Here is a 15,400-nt window from a genome sequence, read left to right as displayed (position 1 = left end):
TTGCCGGTCGGCGCAGGCCGGTGCAGGCCCGGTGCAGGCCCGGTGGAGGTCGGATCCGGTCGGCGCCGGTCAGCGCAGGCCGGTGGAGACCGGTGCCGGTCGGTTCAGGTCAGTGCCGGTCGGTGCCGTCGCGGTGGTCGCGGTGGTCGCGGCGGCGGGATTCGGCCTCGGCCTTGGCGGCCGCCTCCTCGTCCCGGCCCTGCTGGGCCCGCCGGCGGCCCTCCTCGCGCAGGCGCTCGTTCTCCAGCACGATGCCGTCGGACTCCTCCATCCGGCCCCGGAGCTGCTTCAGCCGGGCCTTGGCCCTGCCCATGATCATGTTCTCTCCTCTCGTGCGTGTGCGTCCGTGTGCGTCCGTTCGCCCCCGCGCGCCCCTCGGCGGGGCGCGCGGTGTGAACCGGGCGGCGCGGGCGGCGGTCATCCGGGCTCCGACGCGAGCCGTTCGCTGATCATCGCGAGCAGCTCCGCCGTGTCCACGGGCTTGGCCACCCAGTCGTCGGCGCCGGCCGCGAGCGCCTCCGCGCGGTCCCCGGGCATCGCCTTGGCCGTGACGACGATGACCGGCACCGCCTGGTTGCGGGGCAGTTCACGGATCGCGGCGATGGCCGCGTAGCCGTCCATGCCGGCCATCATCACGTCCATGACGACGAGCCCGACGTCCTCGTTCCCGCGCAGGAGCTCGATGCCGTCCGCGCCGTTGTCGGCCGTCAGGACCCGGATCCCGGCGCCCCGGAGGACCTCGGTCAGCGCGAACACGTTGCGGCTGTCGTCGTCGACGACGAGCACGGCGCGGCCGTCGGCCGGCGGGGGCGCGCCGGCCGGCAGGGCGGCCGGTTCGGCGGGCTCGTGGACGGGAGCGGCCGTGACGTCGGAGGAGCCGCCCCGGCCGCCGGCCGGCAGATAGAGGGTGAAGCGGCTGCCGCGCCCGGGGGTGCTGCGGACGTCGATGGCGCCGCCGAGCAGTTTGGCGACCTCCCGGCTGATCGACAGCCCGAGGCCGGTGCCGCCGTAGTGGCGCGAGGTGGTGCCGTCGCCCTGCTGGAAGGCGCCGAACATGCTCTCCAGCCGGTCCGCGGGGATCCCGATGCCGGTGTCGTGCACATGGAAGGCGACCACCGGTCCGGCGTCGCGCAGCGCGGCAGGCACCTCGTCCTCCGCCGCGACGGCGGCCCGCAGTTCGACCCGGCCGTGGTCGGTGAACTTCAGCGCGTTGGAGAGCAGGTTGCGCAGGACCTGCCGCAGCCGGGCCTCGTCCGTGACGAGCGTCCGCGGGGTGCCGGGCTCGGCGATCACCGCGAAGGCGAGGTCGCGTTCGCCCGCGACCGGCCGGAAGGTCGCCTCCACGTACTCCAGGAGCTCCGGCAGGGCGAACTCGGCGAAGTGGACGGGCATCTTGCCCGCCTCCACCTTGGACAGGTCGAGGATGTCGTTGATGAGCTGGAGGAGGTCCGAGCCCGCGGAGTGGATGACCTCGGCGTAGTCGACCTGCTTGGCGGTCAGGTTGCCGTCGAGGTTCTGGGCGAGCAACTGGGCGAGGATCAGCAGGCTGTTCAGCGGGGTGCGCAGCTCGTGGCTCATGTTGGCCAGGAACTCGGACTTGTACATCGAGGTCCGGGACAACTGCTGCGCACGGGCCTCCAGTTCCTGGCGGGCCTGCTCGATCTCGAGGTTCTTGCGCTCGATGTCCCGGTTCCGGTCGGCCAGCAGCGCGGCCTTCTCCTTCAGTTCGGCGTTGGAGCGCTGGAGCTCCTCCTGCCGTGCGGTGAGCTGCTTGGAGCGGGTGGAGAGCTCGGCGGTGAGCCGCTGGGACCGGCCGAGGAGTTCATCGGTGCGGCTGTTGGCGATGAGCGTGCCCACGTTGACGCCGACGCTCTCGGCGAAGCGGTCGAGGAAGTCGCGGTGGACCCCGGTGAACGGGGTCAGCGCGGCGAGTTCCACCACGGCCAGCACCTGTCCCTCCAGGACCACCGGCAGCACCAGCAGATGGGCGGCGTCGGCGCTGCCGGTGCCGCTGCTGACCGTGGCGTAGCCGGGCGGCAGGTCGTCGACCTGGACGGGCCGGCGGCTGTGGGCGGCCTGGCCGACGAGGGACTGCCCGAAGCGGAAGACGCGCGGCGTCCCGGGCGGGTCGGGCGACCCGTAGGAGGCGATCAGGGCGAGTTCCCGGCCGCCGGGGGTGTCGCGGGCCAGGAAGAAGCCGCCGTACTGGGCCCTGACCAGCGGCGGGACCTCGTCCATGATGCGGGTGGCGAGCTCGTCGACGTTGCGGGCGCCCTGCATCTGGGAGGACATCCGGGCGAGGTGGGTCTTGAGCCAGTCCTGCTCCTCGTTGGCCCGGATGGTGGCGCGCAGCGACTCGACCATCGCGTTGATGTTGTCCTTCAGTTCGCCGACCTCGCCGGGCGCCTCGACGGTGATGGACCGGGTGAGGTCGCCCTCGGCGACCGCGCTGGTGACCCGGGCGATGGCGCGTACCTGGCGGGTGAGGTTGCCGGCGAGTTCGTTGACGTTCTCGGTGAGGCGCTTCCAGGTGCCGGACACGCCCTCGACCTCGGCCTGGCCGCCGAGCCGCCCCTCGCTGCCGACCTCGCGGGCCACGCGGGTCACCTCGGCGGCGAACGAGGAGAGCTGGTCGACCATGGTGTTGATGGTCGTCTTCAGTTCCAGAATCTCGCCGCGGGCGTCCACGTCGATCTTCCGGGTGAGGTCGCCGCGGGCGACGGCGGTGGTGACCTGGGCGATGTTGCGGACCTGGTTGGTCAGGTTGGTGGCCATCGAGTTGACGTTGTCGGTGAGGTCCTTCCAGGTGCCGGAGACGCCGCGGACGGTCGCCTGGCCGCCGAGGTTGCCGTCGGTGCCCACCTCGCGGGCCACCCGGCTGACCTCCTCCGCGAAGGACGACAGCCGGTCGACCATGGTGTTGATGGTCTCCTTGAGCTCCAGGATCTCCCCGCGGGCGTCGACCCGGATCTTCTGCGTCAGGTCGCCGCGGGCCACCGCGGTGGCGACCTGGGCGATGGAGCGCACCTGGGAGGTCAGGTTGTCGGCCATGGTGTTGACGCCCGAGGTGAGCTCGCTCCACGCCCCGCTGACGCGCGGTTCCCTGGCCTGGCCGCCGAGCAGCCCCTGTCCGCCGACCTCGCGGGCGACGCGGGTGACCTCGGAGGTGACCAGCGAGAGCTGGTCGACCATGCCGTTGTAGATGCCGGCGATCTCGGAGAGCAGGGGCGAGGTGTCGCCGGGGAGCCGGACCGACAGGTCTCCGTCGCGAACCGCGACGAGACCGGCCAGCAGCCTCCGCAGGCCCTCCTCGCTCGGTTCCGCGGACTCCCGGCCCGCTTCGGGGCCCGGTCCGGGGGCTGACGCGTCCATCGGCGACCTCACCGGGTGGCGGTGCGCCGCGTCCCCGGAGCCGGAGGCACGGCCTTCCCGCCCTCCACTGTGGCACGGGGGCCCGGACACGCCACCCCGCGCGCGGTGGCGGCCGGGCGGCGGCCTCATCCGGGCACGTCCACGGCGAACCAGACCGACTTCCCGGAGCCGTGGCGCGCCCAGCCCCAGTCGGCGGAGAGCCGTTGCAGCAGGTACAGCCCGTGTCCGGAGGCCCGGGCCGCCCGGTGGGGGCCGTGCGGGCGAGGGCGCTCGGGGCTGGCGTCGCTGACCTGGACCCAGATGCGGCCGCGGCCTCTGACCAGCTCCAGCTCGTACGGAGCGCCACCGTGGCGGTAGGCGTTGGTGACGACTTCGGAGACGAGCAGCAGGATGTCGCCCACGAGGACGGGGTGGACGGGGCCGGTGAGGCCGAACCAGTCACGGAGCGCTCCGCGGGTCAGATCGCGGCACCTCCCGACGCCTCCCGGCCCCTTTTCCAGCACGAACCTCCTGGTCTCCCCGGTGGTGCCCAGCTCGGATGCGTGTCCCATACGCTCCCGGTTCCCCTGATCGGCGCATCAAAGCATCCAAACCGGGAAGTAGCCTTGAAAAGGGTTTAAAAGGCATGATTGGGACAGGCCGCCCAGACTCCGTACCCGGCGAAGGGCATCAGATGTTCAACACCGTGCAGACCCGCTCAGGAGCCGTCTCCGGCCCCGGGACGCGCGAGGACGCGCGCCCGCCCGCGGCGCCGGTGTCCGACGACCCGCGGTCGGTCGGCCCGGCCGACGCACGCTCCTTGTCGGCCTCGCTGCTGGAGCGTCTCGCGGAGCTGGAGGAGGGGACCGCGGAGTACGCCTACGTGCGCAACACGCTGGTCGAGCTCAACCTCAGCCTGGTCCGGTTCGCCGCCCTGCGCTTCGGCAACCGCGCGGAGCCGATGGAGGACATCGTCCAGGTCGGCACCGTGGGGCTGATCAAGGCCATCAACCGCTTCGACGTCTCGCGCGGGGTGGAGTTCGCCTCCTTCGCGCTGCCGACGGTGGTCGGCGAGATCAAGCGCTACTTCCGCGACTCGAGCTGGTCGGTGCGGGTGCCGCGCCGGCTCCAGGAGCTGCGGATAGAGCTGGCCAAGGCGATGGACGTCCTGGAACAGGAGCTGGGCCACCGGCCGACCACCCCCGAACTCTCCGAGTACCTGCACGTCAGCGAGGCGGAGGTGGTCCAGGGCGAGCTGGCGTCGAACGGCTACAGCGCACAGTCGCTGGACACGGCCGCCGGTGACGACGAGGAGTCCGGCACCGGTGTGGCGCGGCGGCTGGGCGCCGAGGACCCCTCGTACGACCTGGTGGAGAACCTGACCGCGCTGCGGCCGGTGATCGCCGGGCTCGACGAGCGGGACCGGCTGATCCTCTCGCTGCGCTTCTGCGACGAGCTGACGCAGTCGGAGATCGGTGAGCGGCTCGGGGTGTCGCAGATGCACGTCTCGCGGCTGCTGCACCGGATCCTCGGCGTGCTGCGGGAGGCGCTCACGGAGGAGACCGTCTGACCTGCCCGGACGACCGCACGGGGAAGTGCCCGGCCCCCTCGGAGGGGGCCGGGCACTTCCCTGTGCACCTCCTCGGGCCGACGGCGGCGGTCAGACGGGCGGCACCGGCACCTCGGCCCAGACCACCTTGCCGGTGCCGCGGGGCTCGGAGCCCCAGCGGTCGGAGAGGCGCTCCAGGATGATCAGGCCGTGCCCGCCGGGCTGGGCCAGGTCCCCCGGCGCACGGCGGTGCGGGGGCGCCGGGTCGGCGTCGGCGACCTCGATGCGCAGCAGCCGCGCGTCCTGGTGGAGCGCCAGCTCCTGCGGTCCGCCCGCGTGCAGGCAGGCGTTGGTGACGATCTCGGAGACGAGCAGCAGCACGTCCTCGACGAGTTCGCCGGGCGGGTCCTGCCAGGGCTCCGGCCCGTCGGCGCGCGGCCATCCCCAGTCGCGGAGCGCCTCATGGGTGAAGTCGCGGCAGCGGCCGACCACGCCCCGGGTGCCGAACAGCGCCAGCCTCCTGGTCTGTCCGCGGGATCCGTCCGGCCCGGTACGCATCGGCGGGCCCGTCACGCGGGCCGCTCGCGCGCCAGCGCCTCGTCGAGGCCGGCGTGGACGCGGAAGACGGTGTGCGCCCCGGTGATCTCGAACATCCGGGCCACCGGCGGGCGGAGCCCGGCCAGTTCGATGCTGCCGCCCGCGTCGTGGGCGGCCAGCCGGGCGTGGAGCAGCACGTTGAGTCCGGTGGAGTCGCAGAAGGTGAGACCGCTCAGGTCGACCAGGACGCGCTCCGCGGCGGCGCCGGTGTGCCGGTCGAGGGCCTCGCGCAGCGGCTCGGCGGTGTCGTGGTCGAGCTCGCCGCTCAGCGACAGCACGACCGTGTCCCCGCGCCGGCTGTCGCGCACCGCGAAGCGCCCGTCGCCCGACTCCCTCTCCGGGGACTCCCCCGCGTCCGACGCACCCATGGGCTCCGCCTCCTCGACCCTTGCGCCCGCCCGTCGGACAAGCTTTCGACCATTGTCCGGCGGTACGCGGCGCACCGCCCGGGAGCGGGTGATCCACCCGCGTCGCGACGGGTACCCACCGCGCGTGCGGTGTACACCCGCGGAACGTACGGCGTCTGCCCCGCCTTCCGGCGGACGATCGCGTTCCGCGACGTTTCCGTACGAAAGACCCGGGCAGCCGCGTCATGTGCTCCGCGCGAGCACGCCCCGCGGAGCGGGGCCCGCGGCCGGGCGACCGGCGCGGACCGCGCCCGCGGTGCGTTCCTTCGAGGCCTCGACCCCCTGCGAGGAAGACCGCACATCATGCGCATGCACCCACACCGCAAGCACAGCCACTCCGACGCACCCGACACCGCGGCGGCCTTCAGGAGACTGGCGGAACTCGACGACGGGCCGGACCGGCGGGAGCTGCGCCAGGCCGTCGTCGCCGCCTGGCTTCCGATGGCCGACCGGATCGCCGGGCGCTTCCGCAACCGGGGCGAGTCCCTGGAGGACCTGCGGCAGGTCGCCGCGCTCGGTCTGGTGAAGGCCGTCGACCGCTACGACCCGGAGCGCGGGGCCTTCGAGAGCTTCGCGGTGCCCACCGTCGTCGGCGAGGTCAAGCGGCACTTCCGCGACCACATGTGGGCGCTGCACGTCCCGCGCCGTGTGCAGGACCTGCGCAACCGGGTCCGCACCGCCCGCCGCGACCTGGTCTCCACCACCTCTGGCCGCTCCCCCACGGTCGCCGAGGTCGCCGCCGAGGCGGGGCTCAGCGAGGAGGACACGCTCGTCGGCCTGGACGCCCTGGAGAGCTTCTCCGCCCTGTCGCTCGACGCGGAGCTCCCGGGCGCCGACGACGGGTACAGCCTCGGCGACACCCTGGGCTCGTCCGACCCGGCGATCGACGTCCTCGTCGACCGGGAGGCCGTCAAGCCGGGGCTGCGGCGGCTGCCGGAGCGCGAGCAGACCATCCTGTACATGCGGTTCTTCCGCGACATGACGCAGAGCAGCATCGCGCGCAGCCTCGGGATCTCCCAGATGCACGTGTCGCGTCTCATCAGCCGCAGCTGCGACCGCCTGCGGGACGAGGTGATGCGGGACGCCGCCTGAGCGGCGCCCTCCCCCGCCGCCGGTCAGGAGTCCCTGCCCCGCCACCGGTCAGGAGTCCTTGCGCCCCTCGGCCTCGGTGACGGACAGCGGTGTCGCGATGTCCTCCAGCGACTTGCGTTCCGCGGCCACCGCGAAGAACACCGCCACCAGCCCGGCGGCCACCATGAGGGCGGCCCCGATGGAGAAGGCGAGCGCGGCGTCGCCGACCACCCCGCTCTCGGTGAGATCGGCGAAGAGCAGCGGGCCCGAGATGCCGCCCGCGGCGGTGCCGATCGCGTAGAAGAACGCGATGGCCATGGCCCGGGTCTCCATCGGGAAGATCTCGCTGACCGTCAGATAGGCCGAACTGGCCCCCGCGGACGCGAAGAACAGCACCACGCACCAGCAGGCGGTCATCGTGGTGGCGTTCAGATGACCCTCGTCGAAGAGCCAGGCGGTGACGAAGAGCAGCAGGCCGGAGAGGATGTAGGTGCCCGCGATCATCGGGCGGCGGCCCCAGGTGTCGAAGAGCCGGCCGAGCAGCAGCGGCCCGAGGAAGTTGCCGAACGCGATCACGGCGAAGAAGTAGCCGGTGTTCCCGCTGGGCACGTCGAAGAACTTCACCAGGATCGAGCCGAAGCCGAAGGTGATGGCGTTGTAGAGGAACGCCTGCCCGATGAAGAGCGAGAAGCCGAGCACGGCCCGCTTGGGGTACCGGCGGAACAGGGTGCGGGCGATCTCGATGAAGCCGATGCTGCGGCGCTGCTCGATGGTGATGGCCTGCGCCGGCTCCGGCAGCGGTTCGCCCTTCTCCGCCTCGATCCGCCGTTCGACGTCCGCCACCAGTTCCTCGGCGCCCTCGGAGCGGCCGTGGATGAACATCCAGCGCGGGCTCTCCGGGACGTGGCGGCGCACCAGCAGGATGACGAGGCCGAGGACGACGCCGAGGGCGAAGGTGAGCCGCCAGCCGACGTCCGCGGGGAAGATGTCGGTGTTCAGCGCGACCACGGACAGCAGCGCGCCGCCGACCGCGCCCAGCCAGTAGCTGCCGTTGATGATGAGGTCGACCCGGCCGCGGTACTTGCTGGGGATGAGCTCGTCGATCGCCGAGTTGATGGCCGCGTACTCGCCGCCGATGCCGAAGCCGGTGAGGAACCGGAAGAGGAAGAACCACCACACCGAGAAGGAGATCGCCGTGAGCGCCGTCGCCGCGAGGTAGACGGCGAGGGTGATGAGGAACAGCTTCTTGCGCCCGTAGCGGTCGGTGAGCCAGCCGAAGAACAGCGCCCCGGAGCACGCGCCGGCCACGTAGAGCGCGGCGGCGACGCCGGTGACCTGCGCGTCGGAGATCGGCAGCCCGCTGTCCGGTTCGGACAGCCGGCTGGCGATGTTGCCGACGATGGTCACCTCCAGGCCGTCGAGGATCCAGACGGTGCCGAGGCCGATCACGATCATCCAGTGCCAGCGCGACCACGGCAGCCGGTCGAGGCGGGCGGGCACCTTGGTGGTGACGGTGCCCAGCGACACGTCGGGGGCTCGGCTCATCGGTGGCTCCTGTCGGTCTGCTGACGGCCGGACCCGTCCCGATCCGGTGGACTGCCCCTGCCGCGTGCCCGCTCCCCCAGCGCGAACACCCGCGGACGCCGCTCGCGCTGCTCCCGGGTGTGCCGGTCGAGTTCCTCCATCAGGCGGCGCGAGCGGTGGTCGAGGTCCAGCTCGTCGAGGATCCGGTCGATCTCGGTGAGCAGCGCGCCGTGGAGCTGCCACTGCCGCGGCAGCCGCTGCACCCCCTCCAGCAGCAGGTCGGCCGCCGTGTCGCGGCTCGCACGGGCGGCGGCGAGTTCGCCGGTGAGCCGTTCCTCGGCGGCGTCGGCGCTCTCGCTCGTCCGGGTCGTGACCAGCACGGCGAAGCTGACCAGGGTGTCCGCGACGTGGGCGAGCAGCTCCTGGAGCGCCACGCCGACCTCGTGCGGGAACAGCGCCTCGTCCTTGCGTTCCTTGGCGAGGTCGGTGATGGTGCGGGCGATCACCCGCAGGACGACCGCGCAGATCTCCAGGGTGTCGAGGCCGGTGCGCAGCACGATGCGGTGCAACAGCCCCTCCTTGACCCGCGGGTTGAGCCGGAGGCTGTCCTCGGCCTGGCGCAGCGCGGCGTCGACGTCGGCGACCTCGTTGTCGAGCCGGCGGGCCTCGTGGAGCCGTTCGGCGGCGCGCTCCACGGGGGTCTCGCGGGTCAGTTCGTCGCCGATGCCGAGCAGCAGCCGCCGCATCCGGCGGGCGAGGTCCTCGATGGAGTCGCCCGCCGTCTCCACCCAGACCGGCGGCACGAACAGGACGTTGAACAGCAGGCCGACGACGGCGCCGATCAGCGTCTCCAGGACGCGGTCCCAGGCCGTGTCGGCGACCTGGGTGACCCCGAGGACCAGCATGGCGCTGATCGCGACCTCGGGCACGAACTCGTCGACGCGCACGAAGCGTCCGACCACCAGCGAGGCGAGGATGATGAGGCCGAGGCTCCACCAGCTCAGTCCGACGAGCACGCTGAAGCCGATGGCGATGAGCACGCCGACGACGACCGAGTTCACCCGGCGGACGCCGGTGGTGAGGGTCGAGTAGAGCGTCACCTGCACGACGAGCAGCGCGGTGAGCGGAGCGGTGAGGGGCGCGGGCTCACTGCTGAGCTGGAGCGCGACGACGTAGGCGATCGTCGCGGCGGCGGTGGAGCGGAGTGTCTGGGCGACGACCGGGTCCCTGCGCCTGGCCAGGAGCGCGTGGACCCGTGTGCTCAGTGCCGTGCGGGCGTCGGGCACCTTCCTCCTTCTTCGTGACGAGCGGTCGGCCCGGGGCGCGGCACGGCCGCCGGCCCGGGGCGGCACGACGCCGCCCCGGGCCGGCGGTCAGCAGCCGCCGGACGCCGCGCGTCTGGCCGCCACGGGCTGCGGGGCGGCCCGGACATGGCGGTGCACGTAGCGTTCGGCGGCGAGCACGGCCTCCCGGGCCGAGCGCTCGCACATCAGCACGCAGAGCGTGTAGGCGGTGTCCTCGAACCTCCGCCGCGCTCGTTCGTCGTGAGGAGCGTCGAGCAGGCGGTGCTCCTGGGCCCGGTAGCGGGCGATGAGCCTGGTGACGACGCTCGTGTCGGGCATCAGCATCGTGTGTCTCCCGGTTTCTGCGAACCCCCGGCACACGGCGGAACGATGTCCGTCCGGTGCCTCATTGTGATCCGTGACGGCGTCGTCCGCCACGCAGGCTGTCACCGTCCGTCACCATGCCGGGCGCGTCCCCGGGAGAGGTGCCGGACGGGCGAACTCCGGTCAGGGGCTGGCGGAGTGGGGAGACGAGCCCGGCAGGGTGTCGTTGCCCGAGCTCACGGTGAAGATGGCGCCGTCGGGGTCGCGCAGGCTCGCTTCGCGGCCGCGGGGCGTGAAGCGCTCGCCGAGCAGCGTGGCGCCGAGCCGACGGGCGGTGAGGGCGGTCTCCTCGACGTCCTCGACGCCGAAGTGGACGTGCCAGCGCGGGTGGAGGAGGGGGTTGTCCGAGGTGGGGTCCGCCCCGGAGGTCAGCCGGGCGAGCACCCGGCCCTCGCGGTGGAGCTGGACGGCGTCCTCCACATAGCTCACCTCGCAGCAGCCCGCGCGGTCCGCGGCCCAGTCGAGGATCTCGCCGTAGAAGATCGCCGACTCGAAGGCGTCCCGGGCGAGCAGCCGGATCCAGGCGGGTGAGCTGTCGCGCCAGGCGGGCCAGTCGCGGACCAGCTCGCCCTCCCAGACCCCGAAGACGGCGCCGTCGCGGTCGGCGGCGAGCAGGCCGCGCCCGGTGGAGAGCGAGATGGGGCCGACGGCGACGGTGCCGCTGCGCTCCCGGATCCGCGCGGCCGTCCGGTCGGCGTCCTCGACGGCGAAGTACGGCGTCCAGGCGACGGCGACGGTCAGCCTCGGCGCGAGGGCGCCGATCCCCGCGACGGGCACGCCGCCGGACAGGGCGACGCTGAACTCCTCGCCGAGCCGGCCCTTGCGGAACTCCCACCCGAGGACGGCTCCGTAGAAGTCCTGCGCGGCCCCGAGGTCGCGCGCCATCAGGCTGACCCAGCACGGTGCGCCGTACATGGAGGCACTGGGGGCGGCCGTCATCGACCGGGTCGTCTTGTCGTTCATCACCAGTGTCCGGCTCTCAGGGACTCGGGGAACCACTGCGCGGCGCCGCTCGCCGGGCTGCGGGACGCCGTACACCAGCATGCGTGCTCCTTCGTACGGCCGCGCTCAGGCTAGCCGCTCGTCACGGTATGTGACCCTGCGGCTCGCTCAGGTCACCGTTTCGGCGGCCGGACGCTCCCCGCTGCCGCGCCCCGGGTACCCGGTACGGGGCGGTCCAACCGTCCCGCGGCGGCCGGGGCCGTATGGGCGCCGGCGGCGGGGGTAGGCGGAGCCCCATGACGACACCCAAGGTCCCCGTTCTCGTCCTCGACGCCGCCGAGCCGCTCGAACTGGCCGAGTTCTACGCCGGGTTGCTGGGGGGCGAGGCCCGCCCCGGCGCCGACGGCGATCTGGTGGAGGTCCACACCCCGGACGGCGTACGGGTCGCGGTGCGCCGCGACCACGGTCACGCGCCGCCGAGCTGGCCGCGGCCGGAGGACTCGCTCCAGTCGCATCTGTGCATCTTCGTGGCCGAGGGCGACATGGACGCGGCGGAGCGCGAGGCGGTGAGCCTCGGGGCGATGCCGGTGGACAGCGGGGGCCCGGGGCCGCGCGGGGCGCGGCTGTTCGCCGACCCGGCGGGCCACTCGTTCTCGCTGGAGCCCTCGCAGCCGCGGTAGGGCGCCGGCGCCGCGAGCCGCCAACAACGGGAGCGGACACGCCCCGCGGCGGCGCCAGGCCCGCGGGAGCGGCGGCACACACCCACGGCCCCGCAGCGAGGCACGCGGCCGCCGAAGCGCCGGCACACGCCCATAGCCGCACCGCGAGGCACGCGGCGGTGCCGCGCCCCCGTCGGGGCGTGGCGCCGCCGCGCCGGCTCAGCGGTTGCCGAGGGCGCCCACCACGCGGCGGGCGGTGTCGGCGCTGGACTGCGGGTTCTGGCCGGTGATCAGGTTGCCGTCCTCGACGACGGTGCTCGACCACGCGGGGCCGGTCGTCACCACGGCGCCCAGCTCCCGCAGGCGCGACTCCACGAACCACGGCGAGCGGTCGCCCAGACCGCCCTGGGCCTCCTCCTCGTCGGTGAAGGCGGTCACCTCGCGCCCGGCGAAGGCGAACGCCCCGTCGTCGCCGACCGCGCTCACCAGCGCCCCCACCCCGTGGCAGAGCGCGGCCACCACCGCGCCCCGGCGGTCGGCCCCGGTCAGCAGCCTGCCGAGCGCGGGGCTGACGGCGAGGTCGGTCATCGGGCGTGGCCGCCCGGGAGGTACACCGCGTCGTAGTCGTCGGCGGAGACCGCCGCGAGGTCGAGCGGGGCGGCGAGTTCGGCGTCGATCCCGTCGAGGTAGGCGCGGAAGCGGCGGGCGGCGTCCTCGTCGACGCCGCCGCGGGCGTCGAGGCTGATGGGGTCGGGGACGGGGCGCGTGCCGCCCGGGGTGGCGATCGACACCTCGTGACCGGCCGCGCGCAGCACCTCGTGCGACGCGGCGACCTCCTCGGCCCAGAAGCCCGTGGGGTGCGCGGAGCCGTCCGCCAGCTTCAGGGTGTCGGCACCGGAGACGATCATGAGGATCTTCGACATGGGAGTCCTTCGCGGAGTGGGGCTGGTTCCCCGGGGCGCGGCGCCCCGGGCGGACTGCACCCAGCTTTCACCCGGCGGGGCCCGCGGGCATCATGGAGGTCATAAGACTTCTTATGGACGGGAGGTCGCGTGCCGGGCCTCGACCTGCTGTCCACGTTCCTGGAGATCTACCGCTGCGGTTCCCTGTCGGCGGCCGCCGAGCGGCTGGGCCTGACGCAGCCGGCGGTCAGCGGACAGCTCGCCCGGCTGGAGGAGGAGCTCGGCGAGACCCTCTTCGTGCGCTCCCGGCGGGGCGCGGCACCCACGGCTCGGGCGGCCGACCTGGCGGCCCGGATCGGGACGAGGATCGACGAGCTGCGGGCCGCGACGCACCCGTCGAGCGGGCTCGCCGCGCATGTCGGGACGGTGCGGGTGGCCGGTCCGGCGGAGCTGATCACACTGCGGGTGCTGCCCACGCTGGCCCCGCTGACGGCCCGGGGACTGCGTCTGAAGGTGACGCTGGGGCTGGCCGCCGAGCTGCTGGAGGGACTCGCGGCCGGTGAGTCGGACCTGGTGGTGTCCGCGGTCCGGCCGCTGCGGCAGGATCTCGCCGCGACCCCGCTGATCGACGAGGAGTTCGTGCTGGTGGGGCCGCCGGCGCTGGCCCGCAGCGTCGATCCGGTGCGGCTGGCCGAGGACCCCGTGGGGGCGCTGGCGCACCTCCCGCTCGTCGTCTACGCGGACGACCTGCCGATCGTGCGGCGGTACTGGCTCAGCGAGTTCGGCGGCCGGCCGCCGAACGGTGTCGCCGTGACCGTCCCCGATCTGCGGGGCGTGCTCGCCGCGGTCGTCGCGGGCGCGGGCGTGAGCGCGCTCCCGCGGTACCTGGCCGAGCCGGCCCTCACCGCGGGGTCGGTCGAGCTGCTGCACGAGCCGGCGGCGCCGCCGCTGAACACGCTGTACCTCGCCGTGCGGGCGGGTGCGCTGGTCCATCCCCCGCTGGCGCTGGTGCACGACCGGATCCGCAGCCGGGCGCATCTGTGGGGACCGCTGTGACCTCGGGTCTCCCGGGCTCCGCGGCCCCTCGGGGCGCCGCCGGGTGCGAAATGGGTGCCGTCCCCGATACCGCGACGGCGCGCCAGGGGCGATGGTGGATGAGGGACCCGGTCACCCGTTCCGTGAGGGACCCGGTCACCCGTTCCGGCGGAGGGAGAGGCGATGCGCAGCAGTGGCGTGGGGCACATCACCGTACGCAGCAGCGGCCTGCGCCGCCGTGACGTGCTCGCGTGGGCCGTGCTGGCCCTCGGCATCGTCGCGGCCGTGGCCGGCATGGCGCTGCCGAACGGGATCCTCCTCGCGGCGGGCCTGGTGCTGGCCGGAAGCGTCAGCCTCTCGGTGCCGCCGACCACCCGCCGGCGGATCCGCCGGTGAGCGCGCTCACCGGCGTGCGCGTCCGGCGGTGTCCCCCGCCCGCGCCCACGGGGCGGGGCGGGAGACGGCGCCTTCGTCAGTCGCGGACGTCGACCCTGGCCTCGACCCGCTCGGGAGCCGCGGCGGGCGCGGCGGGGCCGTTGCCGCGCAGCGCCATGAGCTTCAGCGCGACGGGCTCGGTGAAGCGGGCGGTGAGCGGTCCGACGACGACCAGGATGAGGACGTACGCCGTGGCCAGCGGTCCCATCATGGGCTCGATGCCCGCGGAGACGGCGAGTCCGGCGATGACGATCGAGAACTCGCCGCGGGCCACCAGGGTGCCGCCGGCGCGCCAGCGGCCCTTGGGGCCCACCCCCGCGCGTTTGGCCGCCCAGTACCCGGTCGCGATCTTCGTCAGCGCGGTGACGACCGCCAGCGCCAGGGCGGGCAGCAGCACCGGGGGAATACTGGACGGGTCCGTGTGCAGGCCGAAGAAGACGAAGAACACGGCGGCGAACAGGTCCCGCAGCGGGCTGAGCAGCGTGTGCGCGCCCTCGGCGACCTCACCGGACAGCGCGATGCCGACGAGGAACGCGCCGACGGCCGCCGACACCTGGAGCTGCTGGGCGATGCCCGCCACCAGCAGGGTCAGGCCGAGGACGACGAGCAGCAGCTTCTCGGGGTCGTCGCTGCTGACGAACCGCGAGATCACACGGCCGTACCGGACGGCGACGAAGAGCACCAGGCCGGCGACGCCCAGGGCGATCGCGAGCGTGACGCTGCCGGCCGCCAGACCCACACCGGCCAGCAGTGCCGTGATGATCGGCAGGTAGACGGCCATGGCGAGGTCTTCGAGGACCAGCACGCTGAGGATGACGGGCGTCTCGCGGTTGCCGAGGCGGCCGAGGTCGCCGAGGACCTTGGCGATGACGCCCGAGGACGAGATCCAGGTGACACCGGCGAGGACCACGGCGGCGACCGGTCCCCAGCCCATGAGGAACGCGGCGATGGCCCCGGGCAGGGCGTTGAGCGTGAAGTCGACGAGTCCGGCCGGGTACTGGGTCTTCAGGTTGGAGACCAGATCGCTGGCGGTGTACTCGAGGCCGAGCATCAGCAGCAGCAGGATGACGCCGATCTCCGCGCCGATCGCCACGAACTCCTCGCTCGCGCCGAGCGGCAGCAGGCCGCCCTCACCGAACGCGAGTCCGGCCAGCAGGTACAGCGGGATGGGCGAGAAGCGCAGGCGTCCGGCGAACCGTCCCAGCAGGCCGAGCCCGAGGATGATCGCGCCGAATTCGATCAGGAAGACAGCAGAGTGCAC

Annotated in this window: 17 protein-coding genes; 5 read left to right on the top strand and 12 right to left on the bottom strand. The window is 73.4% G+C overall.

Translation table 11 applies throughout. The features are described 5' to 3' along the window. Positions 1 to 109 precede the first annotated feature (109 nt). The 3 genes from JE024_RS31880 to JE024_RS31870 all read right to left on the bottom strand — a co-directional run bounded on the left by JE024_RS31880 (position 110) and on the right by JE024_RS31870 (position 3,923). Positions 110 to 319, bottom strand: coding sequence for a hypothetical protein (locus JE024_RS31880; RefSeq protein ID WP_205377364.1), 210 nt, complete (start codon positions 317 to 319; stop codon positions 110 to 112). Positions 320 to 417: 98 nt separating this feature from the next. Beyond that, on the bottom strand, positions 418 to 3,372 hold the full coding sequence (locus tag JE024_RS31875; RefSeq protein ID WP_205377363.1) for a hybrid sensor histidine kinase/response regulator: 2,955 nt from the start codon (positions 3,370 to 3,372) through the stop codon (positions 418 to 420). A gap of 125 nt (positions 3,373 to 3,497) precedes the next feature. Continuing rightward, positions 3,498 to 3,923: an ATP-binding protein gene (locus JE024_RS31870; protein WP_205377362.1), complete on the bottom strand. Its 426-nt coding sequence runs from the start codon at positions 3,921 to 3,923 to the stop codon at positions 3,498 to 3,500. Positions 3,924 to 4,045: 122 nt separating this feature from the next. Between JE024_RS31870 and JE024_RS31865 the strand changes: the two genes are divergently transcribed. Continuing rightward, positions 4,046 to 4,921 (top strand): RNA polymerase sigma factor SigF, encoded by an 876-nt coding sequence (locus JE024_RS31865; protein ID WP_205377361.1) that lies wholly within the window; start codon positions 4,046 to 4,048, stop codon positions 4,919 to 4,921. Between the two features lie 90 nt (positions 4,922 to 5,011). On the opposite strand, the gene JE024_RS31860 is transcribed toward JE024_RS31865, so the two are convergent. Both JE024_RS31860 and JE024_RS31855 read right to left on the bottom strand, forming a co-directional pair. Further along, positions 5,012 to 5,458 carry an ATP-binding protein gene (locus JE024_RS31860; RefSeq protein ID WP_205377360.1) on the bottom strand — a complete coding sequence of 149 codons (447 nt, stop codon included), beginning with the start codon at positions 5,456 to 5,458 and terminating at the stop codon, positions 5,012 to 5,014. Positions 5,459 to 5,469: 11 nt separating this feature from the next. Then, positions 5,470 to 5,865 (bottom strand): STAS domain-containing protein, encoded by a 396-nt coding sequence (locus tag JE024_RS31855; RefSeq protein ID WP_205377359.1) that lies wholly within the window; start codon positions 5,863 to 5,865, stop codon positions 5,470 to 5,472. A gap of 342 nt (positions 5,866 to 6,207) precedes the next feature. On the opposite strand from JE024_RS31855, the gene JE024_RS31850 reads away from it, so the two are divergent. After that, a complete protein-coding gene (locus JE024_RS31850) occupies positions 6,208 to 6,996 on the top strand; it encodes a SigB/SigF/SigG family RNA polymerase sigma factor (protein WP_205377358.1) in 789 nt (262 codons plus the stop codon). A gap of 48 nt (positions 6,997 to 7,044) precedes the next feature. On the opposite strand, the gene JE024_RS31845 is transcribed toward JE024_RS31850, so the two are convergent. The 4 genes from JE024_RS31845 to JE024_RS31830 all read right to left on the bottom strand — a co-directional run bounded on the left by JE024_RS31845 (position 7,045) and on the right by JE024_RS31830 (position 11,129). Next, the gene (locus JE024_RS31845; protein WP_205377357.1) at positions 7,045 to 8,520 is read right to left on the bottom strand and encodes an MFS transporter; all 1,476 of its coding nucleotides are present in this window, start codon (positions 8,518 to 8,520) and stop codon (positions 7,045 to 7,047) included. Next, positions 8,517 to 9,785: an FUSC family protein gene (locus JE024_RS31840; RefSeq protein ID WP_205377356.1), complete on the bottom strand. Its 1,269-nt coding sequence runs from the start codon at positions 9,783 to 9,785 to the stop codon at positions 8,517 to 8,519. The genes JE024_RS31845 and JE024_RS31840 overlap by 4 nt, the downstream gene beginning before the upstream one ends. 87 nt (positions 9,786 to 9,872) lie before the next feature. Continuing rightward, positions 9,873 to 10,127, bottom strand: coding sequence for a DUF5133 domain-containing protein (locus JE024_RS31835; protein ID WP_205377355.1), 255 nt, complete (start codon positions 10,125 to 10,127; stop codon positions 9,873 to 9,875). Positions 10,128 to 10,289: 162 nt separating this feature from the next. Next, positions 10,290 to 11,129, bottom strand: a complete 840-nt coding sequence (locus JE024_RS31830) for a VOC family protein (protein ID WP_205377354.1) — start codon at positions 11,127 to 11,129, stop codon at positions 10,290 to 10,292. 275 nt (positions 11,130 to 11,404) lie between these two features. On the opposite strand from JE024_RS31830, the gene JE024_RS31825 reads away from it, so the two are divergent. After that, positions 11,405 to 11,788, top strand: a complete 384-nt coding sequence (locus tag JE024_RS31825) for a VOC family protein (RefSeq protein ID WP_205377353.1) — start codon at positions 11,405 to 11,407, stop codon at positions 11,786 to 11,788. A gap of 198 nt (positions 11,789 to 11,986) precedes the next feature. Here the strand turns inward: JE024_RS31825 and JE024_RS42175 are convergent, their stop codons facing one another. Then, positions 11,987 to 12,355: a type 1 glutamine amidotransferase family protein gene (locus JE024_RS42175; protein ID WP_307840728.1), complete on the bottom strand. Its 369-nt coding sequence runs from the start codon at positions 12,353 to 12,355 to the stop codon at positions 11,987 to 11,989. Beyond that, positions 12,352 to 12,690 (bottom strand): type 1 glutamine amidotransferase family protein, encoded by a 339-nt coding sequence (locus tag JE024_RS42170; protein ID WP_307840727.1) that lies wholly within the window; start codon positions 12,688 to 12,690, stop codon positions 12,352 to 12,354. The genes JE024_RS42175 and JE024_RS42170 overlap by 4 nt, the downstream gene beginning before the upstream one ends. Before the next feature lie 129 nt (positions 12,691 to 12,819). Here JE024_RS42170 and JE024_RS31815 point away from each other — a divergent pair, with 129 nt between their 5' ends. Further along, positions 12,820 to 13,725, top strand: a complete 906-nt coding sequence (locus JE024_RS31815; RefSeq protein WP_205377352.1) for a LysR family transcriptional regulator — start codon at positions 12,820 to 12,822, stop codon at positions 13,723 to 13,725. Positions 13,726 to 13,887: 162 nt separating this feature from the next. Continuing rightward, on the top strand, positions 13,888 to 14,100 hold the full coding sequence (locus JE024_RS31810) for a hypothetical protein (RefSeq protein WP_205377351.1): 213 nt from the start codon (positions 13,888 to 13,890) through the stop codon (positions 14,098 to 14,100). Positions 14,101 to 14,176: 76 nt separating this feature from the next. Here the strand turns inward: JE024_RS31810 and JE024_RS31805 are convergent, their stop codons facing one another. Beyond that, positions 14,177 to 15,400 carry a cation:proton antiporter gene (locus JE024_RS31805; protein ID WP_205377350.1) on the bottom strand — a complete coding sequence of 408 codons (1,224 nt, stop codon included), beginning with the start codon at positions 15,398 to 15,400 and terminating at the stop codon, positions 14,177 to 14,179.

This window comes from Streptomyces zhihengii, from assembly GCF_016919245.1.
GTDB lineage: Bacteria > Actinomycetota > Actinomycetes > Streptomycetales > Streptomycetaceae > Streptomyces > Streptomyces zhihengii.
This window is presented reverse-complemented; position numbering and strand designations above follow the sequence as displayed.

What these genes read in the sequence shown, in the direction of transcription:
- JE024_RS31860 (WP_205377360.1), bottom strand. Translation starts at nt 5,458, where the DNA reads ATGCGTACCGGGCCGGACGGATCCCGCGGACAGACCAGGAGGCTGGCG.
- JE024_RS31830 (WP_205377354.1), bottom strand. Translation starts at nt 11,129, where the DNA reads ATGAACGACAAGACGACCCGGTCGATGACGGCCGCCCCCAGTGCCTCC.
- JE024_RS31865 (WP_205377361.1), top strand. Translation starts at nt 4,046, where the DNA reads ATGTTCAACACCGTGCAGACCCGCTCAGGAGCCGTCTCCGGCCCCGGG.
- JE024_RS31870 (WP_205377362.1), bottom strand. Translation starts at nt 3,923, where the DNA reads ATGGGACACGCATCCGAGCTGGGCACCACCGGGGAGACCAGGAGGTTC.
- JE024_RS31850 (WP_205377358.1), top strand. Translation starts at nt 6,208, where the DNA reads ATGCGCATGCACCCACACCGCAAGCACAGCCACTCCGACGCACCCGAC.
- JE024_RS31875 (WP_205377363.1), bottom strand. Translation starts at nt 3,372, where the DNA reads ATGGACGCGTCAGCCCCCGGACCGGGCCCCGAAGCGGGCCGGGAGTCC.
- JE024_RS31845 (WP_205377357.1), bottom strand. Translation starts at nt 8,520, where the DNA reads ATGAGCCGAGCCCCCGACGTGTCGCTGGGCACCGTCACCACCAAGGTG.
- JE024_RS42170 (WP_307840727.1), bottom strand. Translation starts at nt 12,690, where the DNA reads ATGTCGAAGATCCTCATGATCGTCTCCGGTGCCGACACCCTGAAGCTG.
- JE024_RS31825 (WP_205377353.1), top strand. Translation starts at nt 11,405, where the DNA reads ATGACGACACCCAAGGTCCCCGTTCTCGTCCTCGACGCCGCCGAGCCG.
- JE024_RS31880 (WP_205377364.1), bottom strand. Translation starts at nt 319, where the DNA reads ATGATCATGGGCAGGGCCAAGGCCCGGCTGAAGCAGCTCCGGGGCCGG.
- JE024_RS31855 (WP_205377359.1), bottom strand. Translation starts at nt 5,865, where the DNA reads ATGGGTGCGTCGGACGCGGGGGAGTCCCCGGAGAGGGAGTCGGGCGAC.
- JE024_RS31810 (WP_205377351.1), top strand. Translation starts at nt 13,888, where the DNA reads ATGCGCAGCAGTGGCGTGGGGCACATCACCGTACGCAGCAGCGGCCTG.
- JE024_RS31835 (WP_205377355.1), bottom strand. Translation starts at nt 10,127, where the DNA reads ATGCTGATGCCCGACACGAGCGTCGTCACCAGGCTCATCGCCCGCTAC.
- JE024_RS42175 (WP_307840728.1), bottom strand. Translation starts at nt 12,355, where the DNA reads ATGACCGACCTCGCCGTCAGCCCCGCGCTCGGCAGGCTGCTGACCGGG.